The sequence below is a fragment of the Lentimicrobium saccharophilum genome, assembly GCF_001192835.1.
GTDB classification, from domain to species: domain Bacteria; phylum Bacteroidota; class Bacteroidia; order Bacteroidales; family Lentimicrobiaceae; genus Lentimicrobium; species Lentimicrobium saccharophilum.
This window is the reverse complement of record NZ_DF968182.1, coordinates 1,431,718-1,454,717: the sequence shown is the minus strand read 5'-3', so window position 1 is coordinate 1,454,717 and position 23,000 is coordinate 1,431,718. Positions and strand designations below refer to the sequence as shown.

The 23,000-nt window shown below is 42.3% G+C and carries 26 protein-coding genes; 21 read left to right on the top strand and 5 right to left on the bottom strand.

Annotated features, from left to right (window positions below; genetic code table 11):
* Positions 1–10: 10 nt before the first annotated feature.
* Positions 11–331, top strand: coding sequence for a DsrE/DsrF/TusD sulfur relay family protein (locus TBC1_RS05465; RefSeq protein ID WP_062039575.1), 321 nt, complete (start codon positions 11–13; stop codon positions 329–331).
* A gap of 168 nt (positions 332–499) precedes the next feature.
* Complete coding sequence (locus tag TBC1_RS05460) at positions 500–1,183, top strand: DUF4395 domain-containing protein (protein WP_062039573.1); 684 nt, start codon at positions 500–502, stop codon at positions 1,181–1,183.
* Positions 1,184–1,270: 87 nt separating this feature from the next.
* Here the strand turns inward: TBC1_RS05460 and TBC1_RS05455 are convergent, their stop codons facing one another.
* Complete coding sequence (locus TBC1_RS05455; protein ID WP_137305453.1) at positions 1,271–2,767, bottom strand: C10 family peptidase; 1,497 nt, start codon at positions 2,765–2,767, stop codon at positions 1,271–1,273.
* A gap of 1,186 nt (positions 2,768–3,953) precedes the next feature.
* Between TBC1_RS05455 and TBC1_RS05450 the strand changes: the two genes are divergently transcribed.
* Positions 3,954–4,637: an MORN repeat-containing protein gene (locus TBC1_RS05450; protein WP_062039569.1), complete on the top strand. Its 684-nt coding sequence runs from the start codon at positions 3,954–3,956 to the stop codon at positions 4,635–4,637.
* A 7-nt stretch (positions 4,638–4,644) separates the two neighbouring features.
* Here TBC1_RS05450 and TBC1_RS05445 read toward each other — a convergent pair whose 3' ends face one another.
* From TBC1_RS05445 to TBC1_RS05425, 4 genes are all read right to left on the bottom strand, one after another.
* Complete coding sequence (locus TBC1_RS05445; protein WP_062039566.1) at positions 4,645–5,634, bottom strand: hypothetical protein; 990 nt, start codon at positions 5,632–5,634, stop codon at positions 4,645–4,647.
* A 229-nt stretch (positions 5,635–5,863) separates the two neighbouring features.
* On the bottom strand, positions 5,864–6,286 hold the full coding sequence (locus TBC1_RS05440; RefSeq protein WP_062039564.1) for a hypothetical protein: 423 nt from the start codon (positions 6,284–6,286) through the stop codon (positions 5,864–5,866).
* A gap of 367 nt (positions 6,287–6,653) precedes the next feature.
* Positions 6,654–7,883: a PDZ domain-containing protein gene (locus TBC1_RS05430; RefSeq protein ID WP_082189491.1), complete on the bottom strand. Its 1,230-nt coding sequence runs from the start codon at positions 7,881–7,883 to the stop codon at positions 6,654–6,656.
* Positions 7,884–8,169: 286 nt separating this feature from the next.
* Complete coding sequence (locus tag TBC1_RS05425; protein WP_062039558.1) at positions 8,170–8,643, bottom strand: hypothetical protein; 474 nt, start codon at positions 8,641–8,643, stop codon at positions 8,170–8,172.
* Positions 8,644–9,776: 1,133 nt separating this feature from the next.
* On the opposite strand from TBC1_RS05425, the gene TBC1_RS05415 reads away from it, so the two are divergent.
* The 18 genes from TBC1_RS05415 (at position 9,777) to TBC1_RS05330 (ending at position 22,991) form a co-directional block, all read left to right on the top strand.
* Entirely contained in the window at positions 9,777–10,874 is a 1,098-nt protein-coding gene (locus TBC1_RS05415; protein WP_062042803.1) for an alpha/beta fold hydrolase, read from the top strand.
* A gap of 178 nt (positions 10,875–11,052) precedes the next feature.
* Positions 11,053–12,228, top strand: coding sequence for a thrombospondin type 3 repeat-containing protein (locus TBC1_RS05410; protein WP_137305451.1), 1,176 nt, complete (start codon positions 11,053–11,055; stop codon positions 12,226–12,228).
* A gap of 199 nt (positions 12,229–12,427) precedes the next feature.
* Complete coding sequence (gene rhuM / locus TBC1_RS05405) at positions 12,428–13,432, top strand: RhuM family protein (protein WP_062039554.1); 1,005 nt, start codon at positions 12,428–12,430, stop codon at positions 13,430–13,432.
* A 213-nt stretch (positions 13,433–13,645) separates the two neighbouring features.
* Positions 13,646–13,840 carry a hypothetical protein gene (locus TBC1_RS05400; protein ID WP_172668838.1) on the top strand — a complete coding sequence of 65 codons (195 nt, stop codon included), beginning with the start codon at positions 13,646–13,648 and terminating at the stop codon, positions 13,838–13,840.
* Positions 13,841–13,980: 140 nt separating this feature from the next.
* Complete coding sequence (locus TBC1_RS05395) at positions 13,981–14,277, top strand: type II toxin-antitoxin system HigB family toxin (RefSeq protein WP_062039552.1); 297 nt, start codon at positions 13,981–13,983, stop codon at positions 14,275–14,277.
* Positions 14,278–14,288: 11 nt separating this feature from the next.
* Complete coding sequence (locus tag TBC1_RS05390; protein ID WP_062039551.1) at positions 14,289–14,657, top strand: helix-turn-helix domain-containing protein; 369 nt, start codon at positions 14,289–14,291, stop codon at positions 14,655–14,657.
* A 167-nt stretch (positions 14,658–14,824) separates the two neighbouring features.
* Positions 14,825–15,193: an alpha/beta fold hydrolase gene (locus TBC1_RS05385; protein ID WP_062039550.1), complete on the top strand. Its 369-nt coding sequence runs from the start codon at positions 14,825–14,827 to the stop codon at positions 15,191–15,193.
* A 30-nt stretch (positions 15,194–15,223) separates the two neighbouring features.
* Positions 15,224–15,451 carry a hypothetical protein gene (locus TBC1_RS05380; RefSeq protein WP_062039548.1) on the top strand — a complete coding sequence of 76 codons (228 nt, stop codon included), beginning with the start codon at positions 15,224–15,226 and terminating at the stop codon, positions 15,449–15,451.
* Between the two features lie 230 nt (positions 15,452–15,681).
* Positions 15,682–16,161: a tRNA (N6-threonylcarbamoyladenosine(37)-N6)-methyltransferase TrmO gene (gene tsaA, locus TBC1_RS05375; RefSeq protein WP_062042800.1), complete on the top strand. Its 480-nt coding sequence runs from the start codon at positions 15,682–15,684 to the stop codon at positions 16,159–16,161.
* A gap of 272 nt (positions 16,162–16,433) precedes the next feature.
* A complete protein-coding gene (locus TBC1_RS05370) occupies positions 16,434–16,970 on the top strand; it encodes an STM3941 family protein (protein WP_062039546.1) in 537 nt (178 codons plus the stop codon).
* A 258-nt stretch (positions 16,971–17,228) separates the two neighbouring features.
* Positions 17,229–17,678 carry a GNAT family N-acetyltransferase gene (locus tag TBC1_RS05365; RefSeq protein ID WP_062042796.1) on the top strand — a complete coding sequence of 150 codons (450 nt, stop codon included), beginning with the start codon at positions 17,229–17,231 and terminating at the stop codon, positions 17,676–17,678.
* A gap of 152 nt (positions 17,679–17,830) precedes the next feature.
* Positions 17,831–18,724, top strand: a complete 894-nt coding sequence (locus tag TBC1_RS05360) for a PIG-L deacetylase family protein (RefSeq protein WP_172668837.1) — start codon at positions 17,831–17,833, stop codon at positions 18,722–18,724.
* A gap of 149 nt (positions 18,725–18,873) precedes the next feature.
* Positions 18,874–19,650 (top strand): alpha/beta fold hydrolase, encoded by a 777-nt coding sequence (locus TBC1_RS05355; RefSeq protein ID WP_062039542.1) that lies wholly within the window; start codon positions 18,874–18,876, stop codon positions 19,648–19,650.
* Between the two features lie 186 nt (positions 19,651–19,836).
* A complete protein-coding gene (locus tag TBC1_RS05350) occupies positions 19,837–20,844 on the top strand; it encodes a T9SS type A sorting domain-containing protein (RefSeq protein WP_062039540.1) in 1,008 nt (335 codons plus the stop codon).
* Between the two features lie 186 nt (positions 20,845–21,030).
* A complete protein-coding gene (locus TBC1_RS05345; RefSeq protein ID WP_062039538.1) occupies positions 21,031–21,564 on the top strand; it encodes a methyltransferase family protein in 534 nt (177 codons plus the stop codon).
* A gap of 140 nt (positions 21,565–21,704) precedes the next feature.
* A complete protein-coding gene (locus TBC1_RS05340) occupies positions 21,705–22,037 on the top strand; it encodes an ArsR/SmtB family transcription factor (RefSeq protein ID WP_062039537.1) in 333 nt (110 codons plus the stop codon).
* 35 nt (positions 22,038–22,072) lie between these two features.
* The gene (locus TBC1_RS05335; protein WP_062039535.1) at positions 22,073–22,495 is read left to right on the top strand and encodes an arsenate reductase ArsC; all 423 of its coding nucleotides are present in this window, start codon (positions 22,073–22,075) and stop codon (positions 22,493–22,495) included.
* Between the two features lie 145 nt (positions 22,496–22,640).
* Complete coding sequence (locus tag TBC1_RS05330; protein WP_062039533.1) at positions 22,641–22,991, top strand: four helix bundle protein; 351 nt, start codon at positions 22,641–22,643, stop codon at positions 22,989–22,991.
* Positions 22,992–23,000: the final 9 nt, after the last annotated feature.

Sequence of the window (23,000 nt, the reverse complement as noted above, 5' to 3'; positions counted from 1 at the left end):
TGACCAACACATGAAAATCGGTATTATCCTCGAAACCAAAGAATCTGAAAAGGCATGGAATGCCTTCCGCTTTGCCCTTACTGCAAAAAAGCAGGGGCACGAAGTAAAGATGTTTCTGATGGGGGAAGCGGTGGAATGCGAAGGCCTGACCCACGAAAAGTACAATGTGGATGTTCAGCTGAAGGCCTTTTCGGATGCGGGCGGTGAAATCATGGCCTGCGGCACCTGTATGAAATCCAGGCAACTGAACGAAACCGAAGCCTGCCCGCTTTCCACCATGGTTGATTGTGTAAACCTGGTGGTATGGGCCGATAAAATGGTGACCTTCTGAAGCCGTTAACCTGCTGTTATCTTTCCTGCCTGTCACGAAATACATTTTTACTTTCCGGCAATAATATTTTACCTTTGTTTGAAGAAGCCGGCGCGGGCCGGTAAATGAATGAAAGGGCAGTGCTTATCAATGTTCAGCCAATGAATTAAACAGTAATCAACAGTTAATATGGCAAACAAAATCATTAAATTCGGCGAAGATGTGGACGGGTACAGCATTCCCGTGCTGAATGAACGCGAGGTAAGGGCGGCCGCCGGACTGCTCTTTGTGTTAATGTTTACCGCTATCCTCACAGTGATTATGAAGGGAAATTTCCTGCTGCTGAAATACGCCGTCGTTATCTTTCTCACCGATTTTATGGTCAGGGTTTTTATCAATCCGAAGTACGCCCCCACGCTGATACTCGGCCGGCTGGTCATCTTTAACCAAACCCCTGAATATGTCGGCGCTCAGCAGAAAAAGTTCGCCTGGGTGATCGGCCTGGCGCTGGGCTTGATCATGTTGGTGCACCTTTTGATTATGAACGCTTTCAGCCCGGTTACCGGCATTATCTGTCTTATCTGCCTGATATTTCTGTTTTTCGAGTCGGCCTTTGGTATTTGCCTGGGTTGTAAGTTTTATTCATTGTTTTACAGGGAAAAGGCGCAATACTGCCCCGGCGAAGTGTGTGAAGTGAAAGACAGGCAGCCCATACAAAAAACTTCCCTTGCCCAGTGGATGATTGTACTGGGTTTTATTGCCTGGATTGTCGTTTCCGTCTTTATTTTCAACGATAATTTCAGGGAACAGCCTTACGACCTGTTCGGCATCGAAAACCAGGCGCATGCCGCTGAGCAGCCAACCCCCGACTGAACAGGTTACCCGCCTGTGACTGTTTTAAGACAGGCTTATGCTCACGGCCCGGTCTCCGGTGATTCATTTTCAGGAGATGCAGGCGTCTTACCTGTTTATCACAAACTTCCCGCTGGTTACCCGTCCCTGTTGATCGCGGATGGTGAAGATGTACAGCCCGCCGGGGCGGTCTGACAGGTCCAGATTAAACGTGCCGCTACTGATGTTTTTCCTGCTTTCGATCAGGCAGCCCGCCGCGTTATAAATCTTAACGCTGTTTATTTGTCCCGGTGAAGCGGGGAAGGCAATCGTCAGCCTGCCCGCGGTGGGATTGGGAAATACCTTCGCCTGCCCTGCCTGAACATGATGGCTGCTGACGGTGGTGGTGTCCCTGCTGATGTCGAGCACCACGCCCTCCACCACCGTGAGGTTGTAAGGGATCTCCTCCGGAAGCAGGTACCAGCCGTTGTACATGCCGCCCCAGCCGAAGTTCAGGTGGTAGTAGTCGTCAGAGTTGTAACCGTCCACCACCACATTGTGGCCGGTGGTCCAGCCGGGATCCACCACCGCGAGGTGGGCGGGGAGGGTATCCATCATATTCTGCCGCAGTCGGTCATACAGGTCCGCGTCGTTCTCGTCAAGCAGGGCCACCGTGGAGAAGCCAAAGCGCAGGTAGGCCTCCAGCGCCTGATCCACCCCGAAGGTGCCCGAGGCTTCCGAGGTAAACACCTGGGTGCAGGCCACCCCGCAGGCAAACACCAGGGCGGCCTTGTCGGTATTGCTCAGGTTGACATCCCGCTCATAATGGGCCTGCAGGGTGTCGAGGTAAACATTAAGCTGCGGAAAGGAGGGGAAACCGTTTTGCGTATGGTCGTCGTCAATCTGGTAGTTGCGGCCGGCATAGCTGTGGTAATAGTCGTCGCCATCGTCAAAACGCGTATTGTTCAGGTTTTTATGGAAGTTCAGGATCTGGGCCATGGCCACGGCCGGGCAGCCGGCATAGCTCCGCGAGAAGGTTACCGGGTCCATGGGGCAGAGGTTATTATAAGGCGCGTTCTGCGTCCAGTTGGTCTTCAGCCAGCCGTCGCCGGTAGCCGGCCACTGCTCCGGACGGTCGCGCCGCGGCATAGGTTCGCCGACCGCCGCCGCCTGACCGCTTTCTGCCGCATAGTCGAGCCTGGATTTCAGGTCGGCCCTGAGCAGCGTCAGCAGCGGATTGCCGCTTTCCGGCCTGCCGCAACCGGCGGTAAATGAATAGGCGATGACGCGGGGCAGCAGGGGAGAAGCGGCTACCACCACATAGCCCGAAGGTTCCAGCGGAAACACCCGGGCCAGCAGGTCGCGGCCCGCAGCTTCCTCTCCGGCCAGACCGGCACGTACCGTAGCAGTTGCGGCGCGGCCATCCGCGTAAAGCAGCAGGTAAGTATCCCCGGGGCTTACCCTCTTTTCGGGATAGCGGTAAAGGTGCCCGCGCACGGTTTGCAGCGCATCGCCGAAGCGGAGGTTTTCAGGTTGTGCTGGTTGGGCTGAAAGCAGCATCGGGAACAGGATGGTCAGCAGGGAGAGGGGCCAGGTTTTCATATCAGGTTGGTTTATGTCTGACAAAGATATAATAAAACTAATTGCGTATAATATGAAAAACCGGGCGGCTTATGGAGTACTGGTCCTTGATTTCAGGTTAAGGCATAAAACCACGAATGCGCGAATGCATGGGATTAATTGCCACGAATGCACGAATATTTTGCCACGAAAACTCGGAAACACGGAAAGCCACAGAAAATATCTTAAATCCTTGAATATTTGAATCACTTCTCCACCTTCGCGCAATTCATTGAACCCTCTCTTTCTCAGATTGTCAGACAGGATTTACAGGATTTACAGGATCTGCTTTTTCTTTGAATCTTTGAATCTTTGAACCGATCCCGATTGCTATCGGGAGAGCTCAGCGAAGCTAATCCTTGAATTTTTGAATCAGATGCCACGAATGCGCGAATGATTGAATTAAATTGCCACTAATGCGCGGAAACACTGAAAACCACAGAATATTTTTTGAATCCTTGAATTTTTAAGCCACGAATGCGCGAATGCATGGAATTAACTGCCACTAAAACGCGGAAACACGGGAAGCCACAGAAAATATCTTAAATCCTTGAATATTTGAATCACTTCTCCACCTTCGCGCAATTCATTGAACCCTCTCTTTCTCAGATTGTCAGACAGGATTTACAGGATTTACAGGATCTGCTTTTTCTTTGAATCTTTGAATCTTTGAACCGATCCCGATTGCTATCGGGAGAGCTCAGCGAAGCTAATCTTTGAATCTTTGATTTTTTGAATCCTTGAATTTTTTGCCACGAAAACACAGAAAAACTGAAAACCACAGAATACTTTCTTAAATCTTTGAATCTTTGAATTTTTGAATTTTTGAATCCTTGAATTTTTGAATCCTTGAACCGATCCCGATTGCTATCGGGAGAGCTCAGCGAAGCTAATCCTTGAATTAAAATGCCATCGGGATTGTGCTTCCGTGGCAAAAAGCGACTTCAGACAATCCGGCCAATCAGAGTTCATTTAAACAATGGAGTAACAGCAAGTAATTAATTCTTAAAAATCGTTTGGTGTTTTTTTTGTGTTTTTGTGTTTCCGTGGCTTAAAAAAAACAGCATATCCGTTAAAAAACATCCTGAAGTTCCGCTAAACGCTCCAACAATTCCCGTTTCTTTGGTTTGTTAAGGAAAACAGCTACTTTTGACTGCCGGCAACATGTCTCCCGGCCGTTGGCATCCATACTATGAAAAAGCTGATACTGATATTTCTGAGCCTGCTGCTGATGCACGGACTGAACGCGCAAAACGACACCTGCAGAGTACTGCACGAAAAACTGGCCGGCGCCTACAGCGGCGACTGCGAGAACGGCCTGGCCAGCGGCAAGGGCAAAGCCACGGGCGTGGACACCTATACCGGCGCCTTCCTCAACGGGCTGCCCCACGGCAAGGGGACCTACACGTTTGAAAACGGCGATGAGTTTAAGGGGCGCTGGGTAAACGGACAGAAAAACGGCAAGGGAACCTTTAAATATACGCAAAACGGGAAGAAACACACCCTCTCCGGTTACTGGAAGGACGATGTATATGCCGGCGCCACCGACCCCGGCCTCAGCTACCGGGTGGGACAAAGCACCGGCATCCCGGTGCACAGGGTAACGGAAGAGGCCGTGCCCGACGCCGCCGACAGCCGGGTGGTCTTTGCCATTCAGGTGGCCAATACCGATTTTGCACCTTCCGACCTGAAGATAGAACACTCCTCCGGACAACTTACCCAACTGGGCCGCCGCTTTTCGGTAAGCCGCTGCGCCCTGCCCCTGCGCTGCGAGCTCAGTTATACCATTAAGGCCGGACTCAGCCGCATGCAGTGCCGCTTTATCATCGATATCCTGCAACCCGGCGCCTACACCGTAACCCTCGACCATAACTAAGCCCGCCCTAAAAGGTATTGTTCAGGTAAAACCCCGCCGAAAGGTGGTGGATCACCGTTACCCTTTTGCCGGTATTCAGGTCGTAACGGCAGAGGGTGCGGAGGGTTAGCCGGAAATGTTTGAGGAAAATATAGTGAATGGCGTTGTTGATGTCGAATTTGTAGTATTTAATGCAGTCCAGATCAGCCCTGTTCACGTTTATCTGGCTGAAATTTTCGAAAATCAGGTTCTTGGAAATTTTGTTGGGCGGTATAGTAAGCAACAGATTAAAACCTGATTCTGATTTCTTTTTTGTCCCCTTTTCCAGTCCGTAAAGTTTCTTTGTGTTTCTGCTTTCGTAGATATCCTGGTTTTTCATAAGGGTCGTCTTTCCGTTAACCAGACCGAATTCTATAGAAACCTTTTCTGAAACGTCGTATCTGATACCGCAGGAAAAATTGCGGTAGCCTGGTGATTGATAAGCGGTGAAAAGGGTTCTTGTTATGTTTCCGGCAGTGTCAGTCCCGTATTCATAGTGACGGAAATACTGACTTTTTGAATTGGTGCCCAGGCTGAAGGAGAATTTTGACTTAAGAAACTGGCAAGCGACGGCATTTTTAATAATGAACTGATCATCCGAAATTACGGTTATACTATCCTGATAATCCCTGATCCCCAGATCGGTGTAATAATAATTGGTAATAGCCAGCTTCCCGGCCTTTATTTTATTGTTTAAAGTAAAATTGTAGTAGAAATTCAGATTATTCTTTTCACTTGTTGTATATCCATTCAGATAGCGGACACCGGTGAAAGTAGTGAAAAAGTCAATGACCGTCACGGCTGTTAATTGTCTGGAAGGCTTTGTTTTAGTCTGATTGCACGTGTCCTGACTGTAAAGCGGGTAATTGGAAATGACAAATGCCGAAACAAGGATGCCGACCAGAAGCATGCCCCTTTGTATTGATCCCAAAGGGGTTGTAATTGATGAAAACCTGATGGCAATCAAATTGTAAACCATAGGTAATGTTGTGAATCATATCCGGTTAGGATTATTTCCGATACTCTTCTTTACAGGAGTAGCTTCAGCTGGAATTGTCTTCCCTCGGTATACCGACATAGTAATGAGTTTTTATAGTGCGATGACAATTCAGAACCTGATAGAAGTTATACAGGGAAGCGTATTGTGATTCCCTGGTAAAAACAGCACCGGGGAGTCAGTTTTTCAGAAGAATGGCTCCCCGGGTACTTTAAAGGAGGAGTTCAATGTAATATTTGCCGTTTTTATAGGTAAGGCTGTATTCGCCTTTCCTTATCACGATGGGATTTCTGACTTTTGCAGCGATGTTGATTTCATTAGGGAAAGAATAATCTTCAGCGAAAACGACTGTACTTTTGTTGTCAAAGTAGTTCGCTTTATCGGGTTGCACTTTTTCAATATCTTCTTTGTCGATACAGATAGTCATGTTTCCACCTTCCTCGTCTACAGTTATGATGCCATTGATGGCTCCTTCGGTATACGAAGAACTACTGGAGATTGAACAGATTCCGAATCCGGAGCAGTTATTGCTCTTCCTGCCAATTGTCAGTGTGGTCTTGATCACAATGCCGGAAAGCGCCGGCTGAATGAAAGACAGTGTGGTGAATACTGTCAGTAATAATGCTCTTTTCATGATACTGACTTTTGAGGTTAGTTTTCTTCTTGCTCAGCAGCAAGGCTTTGGTCCACTTTCGCAGGTATCCAATTCACGATCAGGCGCAGGATTTCCGGCGCAGAAAGCGCTTTGCAGATGCAAGGCAGATTTCCGGTGTATGATGTTTTGTGAGGCTGATTGGGTTTGGTTTATACTTGGTTAATTCGCGTTGGGATTTTATAATGAACAAGTTTCATTTCGTCTGAGCTGTCATTTTTTGCATGAATGCCACACTTCTATGAATTAGAAAGCATCAGGGGTATGACTTTTAATGTTTTTCTGATCCTCTTTTATTCCCTGGTAATGATTATATAGAGTAATTGAGTTAAGCGACATTCCAAGGCTATTATAAAATGAATTTAAAAATTTCACCTTCGCGTTTAACAATTATTACATTGCCGGTCGATTCGCAACTCAATTCCTCGAATGTCCTGTAAGTTTCACATGGATTGATCTCATCAACCCTGATATTATTAATGGACACAATCTGGTCTCCGATTTTCAGTCCGACCTTTTCTGCTGGCGAACCGGCAACCATGTTCACCACAATAAGTTCTTTGTTTTCAAAACTTCTTGCCTTGAATCCCGAAAGCTGAAAAATATTCTTTTTAGACTGGAAGTAAGCCGGATTGGGTTGTAAATAGAGGTTTTGCTTTTGATAATCAACGAGTATGTTAAATCTCTTGATCAAGTCCATTCCCATCGCATTTACGATCATGTTGGGTGTAGTGATGACCTGAATAGAATCGATTTGAAGCCCTGGACCCAATTGAAGATTCATAATTCCTGAGTAGGCAGTGTCTGGCGCTGATGATCCGGCAAGGGAACTGTGAATATGTCCGTATACAATCTGCATGTTTGATAAAGAGTCTTTATCCTGGCTTTGAACCTCTCTGAATATGTTATTTTCCAGAATTAAGCTTCCGCTAAATCCGGTATCAAAGTATATTTTTGTTTTATTCTTATTAACGGAAGTAAGTATTTTTATGTGGGATAACATATTAAAACGGGTGTTTAATTTTGTCCAGTTTTCAAGAGGAGGAAGTTTGTCCAATATCCTTACAGTGGAATCCTGCATTTTTATTAGCAGAACTTTATTTCTTTTCCCTTTGATATCCTGTGCAAATATATCTGCACCCCATATGCCTCCAAGATTGTTGCAGTCAAATGGATCGTTTCTGTATATGGTTGAGAGAACGCTGTTTTCAATTTTAAACCAGTTTGTAGTAATAGTGCCCCAATCAAGGTATTCTCTCATTAACCTCTTACCATCAGCCGATGTTGCTTTTTGTTTTTTATTGGATATGCTTTTACCATAAGAGTGCAAACTCGCAGTGGAATCAATAAAAATAATACTAATAGGACTTCCCAGATCAAGGAGAAAGTTACTTTCCTTTCCTTGCGAAAGTTTTGTGGTTAAAATAATTTGATTATTTATTAACTTGAATTTTATCGATTCTTCATTAAACAGGATTATTGTATCTTGTGATGCATTGATGATTCTTGCAACTCTACAAGCTGATAGGCTAATCAGAAATGGGATAGCCATTAAAATAATTTTCATCTTTGTTTTCATCTTCTATTGTTAAGTGTTGTGTGAAAAACCATTTCTTATGCTTTCATTGAAGATTAAGACTGTTTGTAAACAAAAAAAGGTATAGTAGTAGGTTGTGTATTTCTTATTTATACATAAAAACATTCTTCTACATTTGTTTATGCAGATAAATATTTTATAATATAATATTTTAGTTAAATATAAGTAGTATATCATAAACAGGATTTATTAAATTTGGACTTAGCATACTGTCTTCCTTGTATTTATTAGGAAGACAGTATGCTTTTTATTGTAAGCTAGACATTAGCTATAGAAATGGAAGAATGGCGCTCAGAATTTCTATAGTGATTTCAATAATTTTTTTCCAATTCCATTTTTTGAAGTTTAAAGCATCTCCGGGATTATTTGTATTCCATGTCGAAAGCTCAGTGATAAGTTCTGCTGTTTCAACTCCGGTGATTGAACTTTGTACTTCTTTTTCGGATAAGTCCCGGGCATGGAAATTGTAAATATATTCATAATATGGCTGAAATGCATCTATCAACGATTTTGGGGCTTGTGACGGAAAGTTGCTCCGGATTATCCTGATGAATTCATCCTGTGACATTCCGGCTTTGTAGATTTCTTTTGTTTGCTGAAATGCCTTCAGGTCCCAATCTTTGGCCCAACTTACAATCGTTTTGCCTTCGATAACGTCACCTGGCTTAAACGTTTTCTGCGCCATTGCAAATGAAACCATGGATACTAAAAGTGTTAAAATGATAAGTTTTACCGTTTTCATAATTGTAGTTGTTAATTGTTTTCCTGACTTTCTACATCTGCAGGAATAAGATGCTTTTCCACTTTCGCAGTCAATCAGGTGCAGCAGCGGCTGCCATAACCAGCGCCGGTAAAATTCGGGAGGGCCCGTTTTCATTGCTTCTTTATGCCGGAAAGATTATGCAATGCCGACTTATTGATATGTTAATTATATCCGTAAAAAATGCTTAGCAAGTCAGAATCTGAGCATATTTGTCCTATCTTTGTATAGCCTCTCTCGGTTTTTGGTTTCTACATAGTTAATTCGCGTTGACAATAAACCTCCGGGGGAGGTTTTTTTTTGCAGGGGTGGCTGATCCCTGAAATTCAAATGCTGTCTCTTACCTGAACAATTCAGTAGTTTAAATTTTCTTCCGGATGGTAATTGTTGTCAGATCGGGTAGGGGAGTTGTTTTTAGTATACCGGATAATATTATTTGATTGTAAACGTTTGTAATCGGTAATAATATTATTATGAATATTTAATAGTCTGTAGAGATGTTTAGCTCAATTGGTGAGATCAAATATAGTAACAATTTTTACAGAAATCAAGGGTATATTTAGAAACATTTTTATACATGCGATTATGGGATATGTAATAAAGATAACAATAACGTAAACTATAAATATGAATAATTGCTTTATATCATTAAACCGGCTCTGCTGATTATATTAAATGATTGTAAACTAATTCAGTATAGGGATAGCTTTTTAAATATTGGGAACTATTGATTAAGTATTTGAATCTTTTCAAATTATTGTATTTGAAGTCTGAATATCTATTTGGAATGATTATAAATTAATTTCTGATTAAAAAAAGTATTCTGACTTTCTATGACAAACCAATAATTGTAAATTAGTTTTACACTTTGACTTCCTGAATCCGGCTTGTGTCCTGTTTTTTTTTGCCCTGTTTCATATTCGAATCCTCATTCCTTGCACTTACTTTGGGGCTGGTTAAGTTATGATGACTTCCAGGATATCCCGGTGATTTTGCGACATTAATGTGACTGTCTGATAATGCAGAATTGAATTATTGGCATTTAATTTGCCCCAAATTCCCTAAGTTTGTAAAGCCGGCCCTGGCCTGCCTGTATGTTTGAATTTCTGCCCTGTATGCGTACCCTTATCCAAAAGCTGAAGAAAATGATCCTTGTATTGTTTGCCCTTGTTGCCGGCAGTGTGCTGCTGCTGTTTTTGCTGCTGCTGCTTTACAGTCCGGGGAAGCCGGCGCCCCTGAAGGATAAGAACGGGAATCCCCTTGCGGGTAGCATTTTCGAAAAGGTATTTATAGAGATAGGCGGGGTGAAGCAGGGGATGTTTATCCGGGGCAAAAGCCTCAGCAATCCCGTGCTGCTCTACCTGCACGGGGGCATGCCCGATTACTTCCTTACCCCGCGCTATCCCATGGTGCTGGAGGAGTACTTTACCGTGGTATGGTGGGAGCAGCGGTGGGCCGGCCTGTCGTACCACCCCGGCACGCGCCCCGAGACCATTACCCCGGAGCAACTGATCTCGGACACTGAAGAACTTACCAACTACCTGCGCGGGCGTTTCGGTCAGGAGAAGATTTACCTGCTGGGGCGTTCGGGCGGCTCCTTTTTCGGCATACAGGCGGCGGCGCGGTTTCCGGAACTGTATCATGCCTACATCGGCATCGGACAGATGTCGGACCAGTTGCATTCCGAGTGGCTGGCTTACCAATATATGCTCGACAGCTACCGGTTGGCCGGGGACAGCGGCATGGTCAGGCGGCTCGAAGCCTGTCCGGTTACCGACCATATTCCCGCCGCTTACCTGAGGGTGCGCGACCAGGCCATGCACCGGATCGGCGTGGGCACCACGCGGGCCATGCGTTCGGTGGTCAGCGGGATGTTTATTCCTTCGCTGACCTTTAAGGAATACACCCTGAAGGAGAAGTTCAACCTGTGGAGGGGCAAGGCCGCCGCGGGGGTGCATCCGCTCTGGGAGACCATCCTGTCCACCGACCTGAGCCGGCAGGTAAACCGGGCGGAGATCCCCGTTTATTTTCTGCACGGCCGGTATGACTACACGGTTTCCTATACCCTGACGAAACACTATTTTGAAGTGTTTCAGGCGCCTGAAAAGGCATTCTTTACCTTTGAGCATTCCGCCCACAGTCCGCATTTTGAGGAGCCTGAGCGGGTAAGGGAGGTGCTGGAGCTGATATTGAAGGGAAGGGAAACTTATTAAGGGGGTTTTGCCGGGTGGATCAGGAAAAGTTATAAGTTTGAGATGATATTCATTAGTTACCGCCAATGCTGAGACAAAATGATAAATGAATTAAACGTGAACCTGTTAAGAAGTTAACCAATGTTGATAATTAAATAGAGCTAACAAGAAATTAGAAACTTCTTACACTAAATTAATTATGAAAACTCCTGCCATTTTACTTATAATTATCACCTTAATGTTTGCTTCATGTAAGAACAATGATGATTATAAGTCCTTTGAACCTGCAGATATATCTTATATAAAGTCCATCTCGTATAAACATATTTCAATAAAAAGAACTCAGGATACGATAAATAAATACAAATCAATTCGCGAACCTACTTTTTATGAAGCAAAATTTGATTCTTTGTTGAAGCGATATGAAAAATCACCAGAAATTGTAACAAAGATTTTTAATCAATTTTCCTATGAAAAAATTTATGGAATAAGGCAGATCTCTATTGTTCGCCTTGACACCCTAGGATCAGTGAAAACTATAATTTATATGGATTATAAGTATGACCAGAAAATGGGAGGGTATTGGGTAGCCCTATCAGAAAACAACGGAGAAAGCTGGAATAATTACTATACTGGATTAACAAAAGGCAGCTTTTATTATTTTAAACCAAAATCAACAATACCTTTATTTACTTCTGATTCAATAATACAGATTGAGTCTTCTCTAGTCAGACTTTTCAATCCTTATTCTTTAAGTACTTTTGAAATTGGGGAGTATGAGTTAGTTCAAGATGGATTAATAATTTCAATTAATCTGAATTTACTTAAGTTAGATTCTGATAATGATGGATTGACGGATATTGTAGAGAAAAAATTTATGACAAATCCTTTAAATGCCGACACTGATGGTGATGGAATTATAGATGGGAAGGATACAAATCCAAGACTTGAAAATATTGATAATGAAAATACTTTGTTATATAGTTTTTTACTTAATCATTCAGGGTTTGGTATGGATAATGATCATTTCTTGAGTTTTAGAAAGGAAAATTCTGGCAACATAAACGAATCTATTGTATATGAAAGAGCAAGTGACGATAAAACAATCATGATTTTTACTGACGATCAGCAAATACAGCATATTTCAAATACAAATGCCAAATCTATTATTTTGCCTGAAAGTGAATATGATTCATATTTGCTCGAAAACTTTGATACCCCAGAGATTATTTATATTAGCCCATTAGAAAAAGTATCTCTTTTTTCAAAGCAATATACTGTTTGTATTGGTGGTGGAGGTTGGTCTAATGAATTTTTGGTGACAAAGACTGACACAGGCTGGATAATCAAAAAAACAGAAACAATAATTGAGTGAGGAAAATAGCACAGGCGGTAACAAAGGCTAAAACGCTATCGGGCGCATGGTTGTAAGGAGAAAGATTGTACATTTATTGAAAATTGAGCTGGCCGGAACGATAAATTTTCAAAAATGCCCGCCAGCGCTTAGCCTCGACCGTTAGTGTGAATTATTGTAATGCAACCTATTACATCAATTTTCATTATATCTGAAATAAATGATGAATAATTCAGAGATACAAATCTTCACGTCGAAAGATGGTAAAACAGAAATTCAAGTGACACTTGAAAACGAAACTGTTTGGTTGAATCAATACCAGTTGGAATCTCTTTTTCAAACTAACAGGACTTCAATAAACAGGCATATCTCAAATATTTACAAAACAGAGGAGTTGGACAAAGAATCAACTTGTGCAAAATTTGCACAAGTTCAAAAAGAAGGTAATCGCGAGATAAAACGTCAAATACAATATTATAATCTTGATGTCATTATTTCTGTCGGTTACAGGGTTAATTCCAAAAGAGGTACAGAATTCAGGATATGGGCGAATAAAATTCTAAAAGAATATCTGATCAAAGGGTTTTCTATCAATGAGCTACGGTTAAAGAAACAAAACGAGCAACTTAAAGAACTACAAAAATCGGTGAAATTGATCGGTGAAGCGATTAACCAAAAAGTACTGAGTACAGATGAAAGTATTGGTTTATTGGCAATAATTTCTGATTACGCTTATGCTCTTGATATTCTGGACCAATATGATAACAATACTTTAAAGATTACCGAAACAACCGAAAAAAAATCAGTTCAGATTACTTATGAAGAAGCGATCGGACAAATCGAATTTGTAAAACGCAAATATGGTAATAGTGATCTGTTTGGGAAAGAAAAAGATAAATCATTCAGAAGTTCTGTATCAACAATTTATCAAACATTCGATGGCAAAGATTTATACCCTGGTATCGAAGAGAAAGCGGCCAATCTACTTTATCTTATTACCAAAAATCATTCATTCGCGGACGGAAACAAAAGAATAGCAGCGTTTCTTTTCTTATACTTTCTGGATAAAAACGGGATACTATACAACGAAAACGGGAATAAAAGAATTGCGGACAACGCTTTGGTTGCTATAACATTAATGATAGCGATTAGTAAACCGGAAGACAAAGATATTATTGTAAGAATTATTGTAAATCTGATAAACAAAAGAAACAACCCAAACTAACTAAAACTACATGTCAATCGCCGTTTCCGTGCTGACAACTAGCCTTTTAGCCCGCAATCCCGATAATCACCGGGAGCGGTGCGGCTCGACAAGCAAGCAACCCGCAGTTTGCAATTTCATATAGATCCGTCCGTTACGACTTTAACGCAGCCATTGTTCACTGGCAGGATACCCATCCCTGGTATCCTGCAGGTAAACCGGGCGGAGATCCCCGTGTACTTTCTGCACGGCCGGTATGACTACACGGTTTCCTGCACCCTGGCGAAACGCTGTTTTGAAGTATTTCAGGCGCCTGAAAAGGTATTTTTTACCTTTGAGCATTCCGCCCGCAGTCCGCATTTCGAAGAACCCGAAAGGGTAAGGGAGGCGCCGGAGCGGATACTGAAAAGAAGGGAAGGAGAAGATTGAAGCGGCGGTTGGGAACGGAGCGTTTAGGGAAAGTGGTAAGATTGTTATAGTGTTCACTTATTGAAAACAATGAAAATACCTTTATAAAGTTCCCAATATGGGAATTTTATTACTATCTTTGCATCATGATTAAGGATTGAATGGAAAGGGTATTTGCAAAAAGCACATTAAGAGAGTTTTGGGAGAGATGTCCGGATGCTGAGCAATATTTGAAGACCTGGTTTGATACGGCGATGAATTCCGATTGGAAATCTCCTTCTGATGTAAAACAGACTTATGCAAATGCAAGTGTTCTGAAAGAAGGCAGGATTGTGTTTAACATTAAAGGCAATTCCTACAGACTTGTTGTAAAAATTAATTTTGAGAAGCAATGGATATTTATAAGGTTCATTGGATCTCATAAAGAATATGACAAGATTGATGCAAATACGATTTAACACAAAAAACGATGAACATCAGACCAATTAAATCGGAAGCGGACTATAAACTTGCTTTAAAGAGGCTTGAAGAGGTCTTTGACGCGCCTGCCGGCACGCCCGAAAGTGACGAAGCCGATATTCTTGGGGTATTGGTTGATGAATATGAAAAGAAACACTTTCCCATTGAAACTCCTGACCCTATAGAAGCTATCAGGATAAGAATGGAAGAGTTACAACTGAGGCAAATTGATCTGGTAGAAGTATTTGGCAGTAAAAGCAGGGTTTCGGAGATTCTTAACCGCAAAAGGAAACTAACTGTTGAAATGATCCGGCAATTAACAAAACGCCTCAATTTATCGCCGGAATTGCTTATAACCGATTATCAATTAGCTTCCTGATATGCGCGGTTTCCATCGGCAGGTTTATAACATTACCGGAAGCGGTTTTTTTTGGTTGTGCTCCTGGTTTTCACATACTAAATAAGCAACATTGTGCTAAGAACATGTAACGGTTCATAGCATCAACCGCTACGACTTCCACGCAGCCGCAGTTCAATTTCAGGATCGTGATCCCCGGTATCCTGCAGGTAAACCGGGCGGAGATTCCCGTTTACTTTCTGCACGGCCGGTATGACTATACCTTTTCCTGCACCCTGGCGAAACGCTGTATTGAAATGTTTCAGGCGCCGGAAAAGGCATTCATCACCTTTGAGCATTCCGCCCACAGTCCGCATTTCGAAGAACCCGAAAGGGTAAGGGAGGTGCCGGAACGGATACTGAAGGGAAGGGGTAAGGGAAAAAGGTGCCCGGGAGTTTTAAAACTGCCCGGAAAAGCAGTATATTTGAGAGGGTGTTTGCCAATGGACTTCAATTGCGAAAAGTTATCAGAAATAACGGGAATGGATGTGACTTATATATCCGATTATAGTAACTGATCATATTGAATAACCGAAAATGGGAAAACCATGAAAAAAGCGTTATTGATTTTCTTGTTGCTTTCAGGTTCTGTTGCCTTCGCAGGGACGGGCAGCGCAAACGATGCAATTCTGTTGTATCTTGCCATAATTGCCGTAATGTCAATTATTACTGCCGTGCTTCATTCCGTAGATTTTATCAGAAGGATACTCAGGGAGCGAAAAGAAAGGAAATTATCCGGGCTTGATCATCATACGGATGGTCAGATTGCGGGTTAAAGGATTTTTATGGAGGCGCTCCGGCCAATGCGTTTGAAGGCGACGGACCTGAGATTAAAGGACATCCCGAGTCAGGGTGGAAAAATATACCCCATTGAAAAAGGCAGCATCTGTAACCTTTGTATCCGGCAGACAAAAAGATGCCCGGGCGCGCAGGGTGCCGGGGAAAGCGGAATGTTTGTTTTGATATTAATGAGTTAGCAAAAATTGTAAAATATCTGCCGAATAATATGACAATATGTTTTAACTCAATAGGCACAATTCATACTCCTTTTAAGAGAAAGGAAGGAATGCCAATACAATCAATAGGATCAAAAGGAATCAAGGGTACAATAAAACTGAAGAGAAAATATGTTGAGGGTTTGCTTGATCTTGAAAAATTCTCCCATATTATCCTTGTGTATTACTTTCATAAGTCTAAAGGTTTTAATCTGCAGGTTATCCCATTCCTTGATGACAAACAACATGGTCTATTTGCTACCAGGGCTCCAAGAAGGCCGAATGCAATCGGCATATCTGTAGTTAAACTCCTAAGCATTAGAGATAACATTCTTGAAATTGAGAATGTTGACATGCTTGATAGAACACCTCTTTTAGACATAAAACCCTATGTTTCTCAGTTTGATATACATGAAATAGAAAAAAGCGGCTGGTTAAATAATAAAACTGGCGATCCTAATGAGGTTAAATCAGACGACAGATTTAGTTAATTACAACTCTTGCTAATAACAGGTCGGTATATGCAATTGGCTTCTTCGCACCGCGAGAACATTCTGGCTAAAGAAGATCGCTTAGTGGTCGTCGGTGCGGCCCGCCCCGGCTCCCGCCGGAGAATCACTGCTGGTGTCACGGTTTTTGCCAACGCGACAATAAACAAAACAACATCATATCTCTGCATCGCACCACGAGTGCAAAAACACGCGCTACCGCGAAGCTGCGCCAACTGCACGTACCACTGAACATTTTAATAGGCCAGACAAACATGGAAAGAATTGAAATTTATTCAAGCAAAAAGAAATCATTGTTATTGTTGATAGGGTCAATTGCATTTGTTGCTTTAGGTTTTTGGTTGGTCACAGAAGCAGATAACCTGACTGGCTGGAGAGGAAACAGCCCGGTTTTTAATCGTGGAATTGGAATTGCTTCAATTCTTTTTTTCGGACCTGGCGTTTTTATTGGAATAAAAAGACTGATTAAATCAGAAATAGCTTTAATAATTGACCACAATGGTTTAAATGTGAATCCGAAGAAATCATTGACTGAATATATAAAGTGGAGTGAAATAACCGGTTTTGAAGAAATTAAAATACAAAGCACAAAAATTGTAATTGTAGGAGTTAAGAATCCCGCTTATTGGCTTGACAAAGAGACAAACGGCTTCAGACGGAAATTAATGCAGTTTAATATTAATAATTACAATTCACCTTTCAATATTGCCGCTTCAGGACTTGACATCAGTTCGGACAAACTGATCGAAACTTTAAACAATTACTATGAAAGTCATAAAAGTGATACATAACAGCCGTTCTGCAATAGTATGGGCTTCGTGCTTCCGGAACCGTGATGTACTGAATTCAGACTTTGTGCATCTGATATCGTGAATATATTATTGGAATTAATTTGGTGAACAAAAACGATCTCTCCGTAACGGCGTTTGTGGCGGCGGACAGATACGAAGTCCATAATCCCCGGCGATTTCATATCGCCCAATGCCACAGGCAATGCGGTTAATACGATTAAAAACAATGTTTTACAAACCCTGAAACAACAGAAGAAATTGAAAATAGAAAAAATTGCAGAAAACAAGAAGCGATTCCTTGACTTATTATTGCTGGCCGACGAACAGGAAGATATGATTGACAGATATTTGCCGGATGGCGACCTGTTTGCATTATATGACGGCGATCTGAAAAGTGTTTGCGTGGTGGTGCCGGTAAACGGCGAAACCTGCGAGCTGAAAAATATAGCGACCTGCGTTAAATATCAGGGCAAAGGATACGGCCGCGCATTGATCAGGTATATTGCCGATTACTACAAATATGATTACAAAACCATGCTTGTCGGAACAGGCGAAACGCCGGCCATCCTGTCGTTTTATAAAAGCTGCGGATTTGAAGTGTCGCACCGGGTGAAGAACTTTTTTACAGACAATTACGACCATCCGATGTTCGAGGGCGATATTCAACTTATTGATATGATTTATCTTAATAAGGATTTGCAGGGATAGCAGGTATCTGTTGCAAATGAATAAACATGCCTGAGGGCTAAGGTTCACTGCGCCTGAGCATGAATATATCAGCGCTGCAACGCCCCGGCTGTAACCGGCAACATTTCCCGCCGCCGGCCGTTATCATTACAGTGGTATCAATGATAAGAATTATGAACGGAAGAAATCAGATACTGTTTGCGTTCACGGCGCTGATGATTTTAACACTCTGCGCCTGCAACACCCGGGAGGATATTTTAAAATATGCGCCCGTCGAAGTTTATGCAGATGATACCCTCCTTCAGCTGGTTGAAGACAAAAGGGCGATGATTGTCATTGCCCACGACGACGATATGTGTGGCATGGCCGGAACCATATCATTGCTTAATCAGCGGGGCTGGGAGATTGCCGTGGTCAGTTTTTCGCAGTCGCCGGAACGGAATGCGGCCCAGATAGAGGCCTGCCGCAGCATCCTGGATACCGTGATGTTTGTGGATCTGAAACCCGGACAGTACAGAAACGACCTCGATACGGTGGAAAATGCCTATTACGCGATTCCCCGGGAAAGGTTTGAGCTTGTGTTTAACCGGGAGCTTATTGAAACGGAATATAGCCGGTGCATCCGGGCATTTAATCCTTCTGTTATTTTTACCCTCGACAGCGAAATGGGGGGATATGGTCATCCTGAGCATGTTTTCATCAGTCAGATGGTCATTGACCTGGCCATGCAGCAGCGGATTACCCCCGCCTTGATCTACCAGAGCGTGTATACCGATCACATGGAGCAAACAATTATGGAACGGCATGCCGCGAGGATGAAAAGCTGGGGCTTCCCCGGCGATGAATGGGAAAATGCAAAAGCAACCTATGGCGTTTCAGGCATGCCGGAACCGGATGTTCAGATCAACATCAGCGGCGAAGCCGGGCGGAAAATGGATTATCTGCGGTCGTACAACAAGCGGGAACGTGAAATCCTGGATTTTTTCATTCCCTTTTTTGAAGCATATCCTGCTGAAGAGTATTTTTCGGTATTCGACAGGGAGTTTTTCAGGGTTATAAGAATGTAATGGAGGTGTCATTACCGCGATGAAGGCTACACCAGGCGGCAGCGGATGCGTGCTATTTTTCGTTTATCATCATTTTTGAGTGTTTGGGAAATCCCATTAATGCATAATTTACCCGTTATAGCGCATAATAAAAAACAGACAATGCACATATGGAAACGATAAGAAAATATGGAAAACAGCCATTTCAGATTGGGCTTCTGCACGGTGGACCAGGTGCATCTGGAGAAATGAAACCAATTGCTGAAAACTTATCGTGTGATTTTGGGATTTTAGAGTTTCTGCAGTCTGAGAAATCAGTTAATGGACAAATAGAAGAATTGCATAATCAACTGACTTCATGTGCTGATTTGCCTGCAATATTGATTGGATATTCCTGGGGAGCATGGCTTGGATTTTTGTTTGCAAGCAGATACCAGGATTTGGTAAAAAAATTGATTATAATTAGTTCAGGAGCATTTGAAAGTAAATACAACAATGACCTGATGAGTATCCGATTAAGCAGACTGAATCCACAAGATAGAAAAGAAGCTGAGAGATTAATTTCGGACATCAATTCGGACGGTTCAGATAATGAAATATTGAAACGCTTTGGTAAACTAATGACAATTGCCGATTCTTATGATTACCTGTCTGCAGATAATGATCCGGTGGATTTAGACTTGACAATTTATCAGTCAGTATGGGCAGAAGCATCAAGATTAAGAGAAACAAACGAATTGATAAATTGTGCAGACAAGATAAAATGTCCAGTTGTTGCAATTCATGGTAATTATGATTCACATCCGATTGATGGAGTTGAGAAACCATTATCCGAGAAACTGGGCGATTTTAAAATGATTCAAATTGAAAACTGTGGACACATACCTTGGAGAGAACGAGTTGCAAAAGATACTTTTTTTGAAATATTACGGAATGAATTGTATTAGATAACGAATTGACAATAAATAAAAAGCGCGCTATAGCAATGTTTTTTAAAAAAATAGTCGGTTTAGTAGTAAATTTACAGGTTGTAGCTTGCTTCAACTTTTGTGTAACTTGACAGGGATGAAACCCGCAAACAGTTACTATTCTTATGCAAACCGTTAATTGATAATTATTAAAAATAAGAAGAAATGAAAAAGATTTGGATTCTGTTAAGTTTTTTAATTATTAAAAATTTTCTTTTTGGACAGGACACTCCATATTTCAGTACAACATCTATGGAAGACTATATTGAAATCAACAACCCAATATCTGTTAACAACGGAGAAATCTGGAATGAAGGTAGTGTCTATCCTATTGATTTTGACTTTAATTTTACTGTTTTCGATCAGGAATATAGTTCATTGTATGTTCATGCAGGAGGTGGAATTTCTTTTCCTGCTGATGGAAAGGGTATTCAAATTTATCATACACCATTTGGAGGGTATTTATTAAAAGACAAAGGAGTTGATTCTTCATTATCCGGCATAGATTACGAAGTTGTGGGAGAAGAAGGGCAATACATTATTAAGATTCAATGGAAAAATGCGGGCTTTGTCCAATGGTTTTCTACCAGCGATACTTCTGATTTTGTTGACTTTCAAATCTGGATTTTTCAAGAGGATGCACATTTTGAACTTCATTTTGGAGATTACCAGGCAGATCCTGGAACATATGGTTATCCTGAAGGGATATCAGACCCTGATCCGGGGCCCAGCATCAAATTCGCTTATGACGATTGCAGTAATATATTAAGTTATTACGATGCTGCCGATAATCCGTTATATGACTTCTTTAACATGTGCCTTCCTCCTTGCTATTGGTTTATTGACGGCACTCCATCTGAGGGTACAACATATAGGATAATACCCAACGAAGGTTTTGTTGGCATTTCTGAAAATGATCTGAGTGGAGTCAGCGTTTTCCCAAATCCTGCTACTGACGTAATACAAATTGAAAATATTAATGAATTGTCATTTATTGAATCAGTGTGTATAGTTGATGTGCTGGGAAATGTTATTCTGGAATTCCGGAAGAATGAGATCTCTGGTTCAGCATTAACTTTAAATATTGAGACAATTCCTGTAGGAGTTTATTGTATAAGAATTAATTCCGGGAATGCTCTACTGACTAAAAAATTAATCAAAAACAGCATTTAATAACAGATATACGGCATTTTGTCAAACTCAATTAATATTCAGTTAGTTAATGGCACTTGAAGAAAGAAGTAATTGGAAGTTTTGAGCACTGAATTGCCAAACGCCGTATATTCAATCCGCTGCATGATCGCTGATGCTGAATAAGCTCCAGGATAAATACCGGCTTCTTATTAATCAAACTTTAAGATGACCATGCGGGAAACCCTCAGATATATTGCCGGCTACGTTTTTGGCGGTACAATTTTTCTTTTTCTGATCCCATTCGGATTGTACAAACTATCCGGTTATGACAACCTATGGACAGACCTGGAATTGTTGCAATCCGGCTCCGTACGACATGTCCTGTCAGTATGTTGTTTACTGTCTGGCGTGTTTTGGATGATCTGGTCAAATATTTTTCTGTTTAAGGCCGGGAAAGGTGGTCCGGCCGAAGGGATGGGTGTTTCCGTAAGCCCCCGTACCCAAAGGCTGGTAACTACCGGCCCTTACAGGTACTGCAGAAATCCCATGGTTCTCGGAGCTCTGCTTATCTATCTTTCCATCGTGATATTTCTGAACTCCCTGACCGCCCTGGGCGCCTTACTGATTTTCTCTCTTTCCGGGATCACTTACCTGAAGTTATCGGAAGAAAAGCGATTGGAAAAGGACTTTGGCGATGAATTCCTGGAATACCGGAGAAAGGTTCCGATGTTGTTTCCCGGAATCCGGTTCAATAAATAAACGGAGAAGAAACACGGCTGCCGGTTTAACCATGATTTTCCGGTAGCAGCCAAAGAGGCCCGTTATTATTTGAAATTATTTTTGTGCTTATTGCTTGTCAATTAAGTTATGTCGTATTTTTGCGACATTAAAAACAGGCCATGAACAAATCAGAAAAATTTGATGAAGACCTCCGGGAACTTGCCCGGTACGCGAAGGTAATTTCCCATCCGGCCAGGCTGGCGATTATAAAATATCTGGCCAATACAAGGTCCTGTATTTCGGGTGATATTTCCGATAGCCTACCCCTGGGCAGGTCAACGGTCTCGCAGCACCTGAAGGAGCTGCGCGATGCCGGGCTGATTCACGGGGAGATTGACGGACTGAAAATCAACTATTGCCTCTGCTCCGGCGGGATTGAAAAATTCATGGCGCTTTTCTCCGTTTTTTTTGAGCCGGTGAAAGCCAATGGATTTGACTGTGAAATCAAATAGCCCTCAACCGGCCTTTAAACCTGAAATGCTTAATCATGAAGATTCTTATACTCTGCACCGGCAACTCCTGCCGTTCCCAGATGGCCCACGGTTTTCTGCAGTCATTTGATCCTTCGCTTACCGTGCGCTCAGCCGGAACCGAGGCCTCGGGTAAACTCAACCCCAAAGCCGTTGAAGTGATGAAAGAGATTGGCATCGATATCAGCCACCACACTTCCGATTCCGTTGATCTGCATCTCGGCGAAGAATGGGATTATGTAATCACTGTTTGCGGCGGTGCCAATGAGGCCTGTCCTGCATTTACGGGCAAGGTAAAGCACCGGCTGCACATGGGGTTTGATGATCCTTCGCATGCGGCGGGGACCGGCGAATTTATCCATAGCGAATTCATTCGTGTGCGGGATGAAATTAAAGACAGATTTCTGAGATTCTATAAGGATGAGTTGATTAGAGGATGAGTTGATTTGAGGATTTGTTAATTTGAGGATGTGATGATTAGAGGATGTGTTACTTTGGGGATGTCACTGATTATCTGCATCCAATGAATTTTTTGGGTGGAATGACGGATGAAATTTTATTCAACATTTAACATTTATATATGCTATGAAAGAGGAAAAGGAAAACCTGATTTTGAAACTCACTTTTGAGTTTTCTATCAAGATTATTGAATATTGCGAACGGCTGGATGCAGTTAGGAAGTTTGCCTTGTCAAATCAGTTATTTAAAGCCGGAACTGCCATCGGAGCCAATGCCAGTGAAGCACAAAATGCAGAAAGCAATGCTGACTTTATTCATAAATTCAAAATGGCGGCCAAGGAGATGAATGAAACAGATTATTGGCTGAAGTTATGCAGATTCTCTGACTTATTGCCTGATCCGGGCGATTTGCCCGAACACCTTGAATCAATTAAGAAAGTAATCAACAAGATTATTTCCACTTCAAAAAGCCGCTGATCCTGTTTT

What these genes read in the sequence shown, in the direction of transcription:
- TBC1_RS05465 (WP_062039575.1), top strand. Translation starts at nt 11, where the DNA reads ATGAAAATCGGTATTATCCTCGAAACCAAAGAATCTGAAAAGGCATGG.
- TBC1_RS05460 (WP_062039573.1), top strand. Translation starts at nt 500, where the DNA reads ATGGCAAACAAAATCATTAAATTCGGCGAAGATGTGGACGGGTACAGC.
- TBC1_RS05450 (WP_062039569.1), top strand. Translation starts at nt 3,954, where the DNA reads ATGAAAAAGCTGATACTGATATTTCTGAGCCTGCTGCTGATGCACGGA.
- TBC1_RS05445 (WP_062039566.1), bottom strand. Translation starts at nt 5,634, where the DNA reads ATGGTTTACAATTTGATTGCCATCAGGTTTTCATCAATTACAACCCCT.
- TBC1_RS05440 (WP_062039564.1), bottom strand. Translation starts at nt 6,286, where the DNA reads ATGAAAAGAGCATTATTACTGACAGTATTCACCACACTGTCTTTCATT.
- TBC1_RS05430 (WP_082189491.1), bottom strand. Translation starts at nt 7,883, where the DNA reads ATGAAAACAAAGATGAAAATTATTTTAATGGCTATCCCATTTCTGATT.
- TBC1_RS05425 (WP_062039558.1), bottom strand. Translation starts at nt 8,643, where the DNA reads ATGAAAACGGTAAAACTTATCATTTTAACACTTTTAGTATCCATGGTT.
- TBC1_RS05415 (WP_062042803.1), top strand. Translation starts at nt 9,777, where the DNA reads ATGCGTACCCTTATCCAAAAGCTGAAGAAAATGATCCTTGTATTGTTT.
- TBC1_RS05410 (WP_137305451.1), top strand. Translation starts at nt 11,053, where the DNA reads ATGAAAACTCCTGCCATTTTACTTATAATTATCACCTTAATGTTTGCT.
- rhuM (WP_062039554.1), top strand. Translation starts at nt 12,428, where the DNA reads ATGATGAATAATTCAGAGATACAAATCTTCACGTCGAAAGATGGTAAA.
- TBC1_RS05395 (WP_062039552.1), top strand. Translation starts at nt 13,981, where the DNA reads ATGGAAAGGGTATTTGCAAAAAGCACATTAAGAGAGTTTTGGGAGAGA.
- TBC1_RS05390 (WP_062039551.1), top strand. Translation starts at nt 14,289, where the DNA reads ATGAACATCAGACCAATTAAATCGGAAGCGGACTATAAACTTGCTTTA.
- TBC1_RS05380 (WP_062039548.1), top strand. Translation starts at nt 15,224, where the DNA reads ATGAAAAAAGCGTTATTGATTTTCTTGTTGCTTTCAGGTTCTGTTGCC.
- tsaA (WP_062042800.1), top strand. Translation starts at nt 15,682, where the DNA reads ATGACAATATGTTTTAACTCAATAGGCACAATTCATACTCCTTTTAAG.
- TBC1_RS05370 (WP_062039546.1), top strand. Translation starts at nt 16,434, where the DNA reads ATGGAAAGAATTGAAATTTATTCAAGCAAAAAGAAATCATTGTTATTG.
- TBC1_RS05360 (WP_172668837.1), top strand. Translation starts at nt 17,831, where the DNA reads ATGAACGGAAGAAATCAGATACTGTTTGCGTTCACGGCGCTGATGATT.
- TBC1_RS05355 (WP_062039542.1), top strand. Translation starts at nt 18,874, where the DNA reads ATGGAAACGATAAGAAAATATGGAAAACAGCCATTTCAGATTGGGCTT.
- TBC1_RS05350 (WP_062039540.1), top strand. Translation starts at nt 19,837, where the DNA reads ATGAAAAAGATTTGGATTCTGTTAAGTTTTTTAATTATTAAAAATTTT.
- TBC1_RS05345 (WP_062039538.1), top strand. Translation starts at nt 21,031, where the DNA reads ATGACCATGCGGGAAACCCTCAGATATATTGCCGGCTACGTTTTTGGC.
- TBC1_RS05340 (WP_062039537.1), top strand. Translation starts at nt 21,705, where the DNA reads ATGAACAAATCAGAAAAATTTGATGAAGACCTCCGGGAACTTGCCCGG.
- TBC1_RS05335 (WP_062039535.1), top strand. Translation starts at nt 22,073, where the DNA reads ATGAAGATTCTTATACTCTGCACCGGCAACTCCTGCCGTTCCCAGATG.
- TBC1_RS05330 (WP_062039533.1), top strand. Translation starts at nt 22,641, where the DNA reads ATGAAAGAGGAAAAGGAAAACCTGATTTTGAAACTCACTTTTGAGTTT.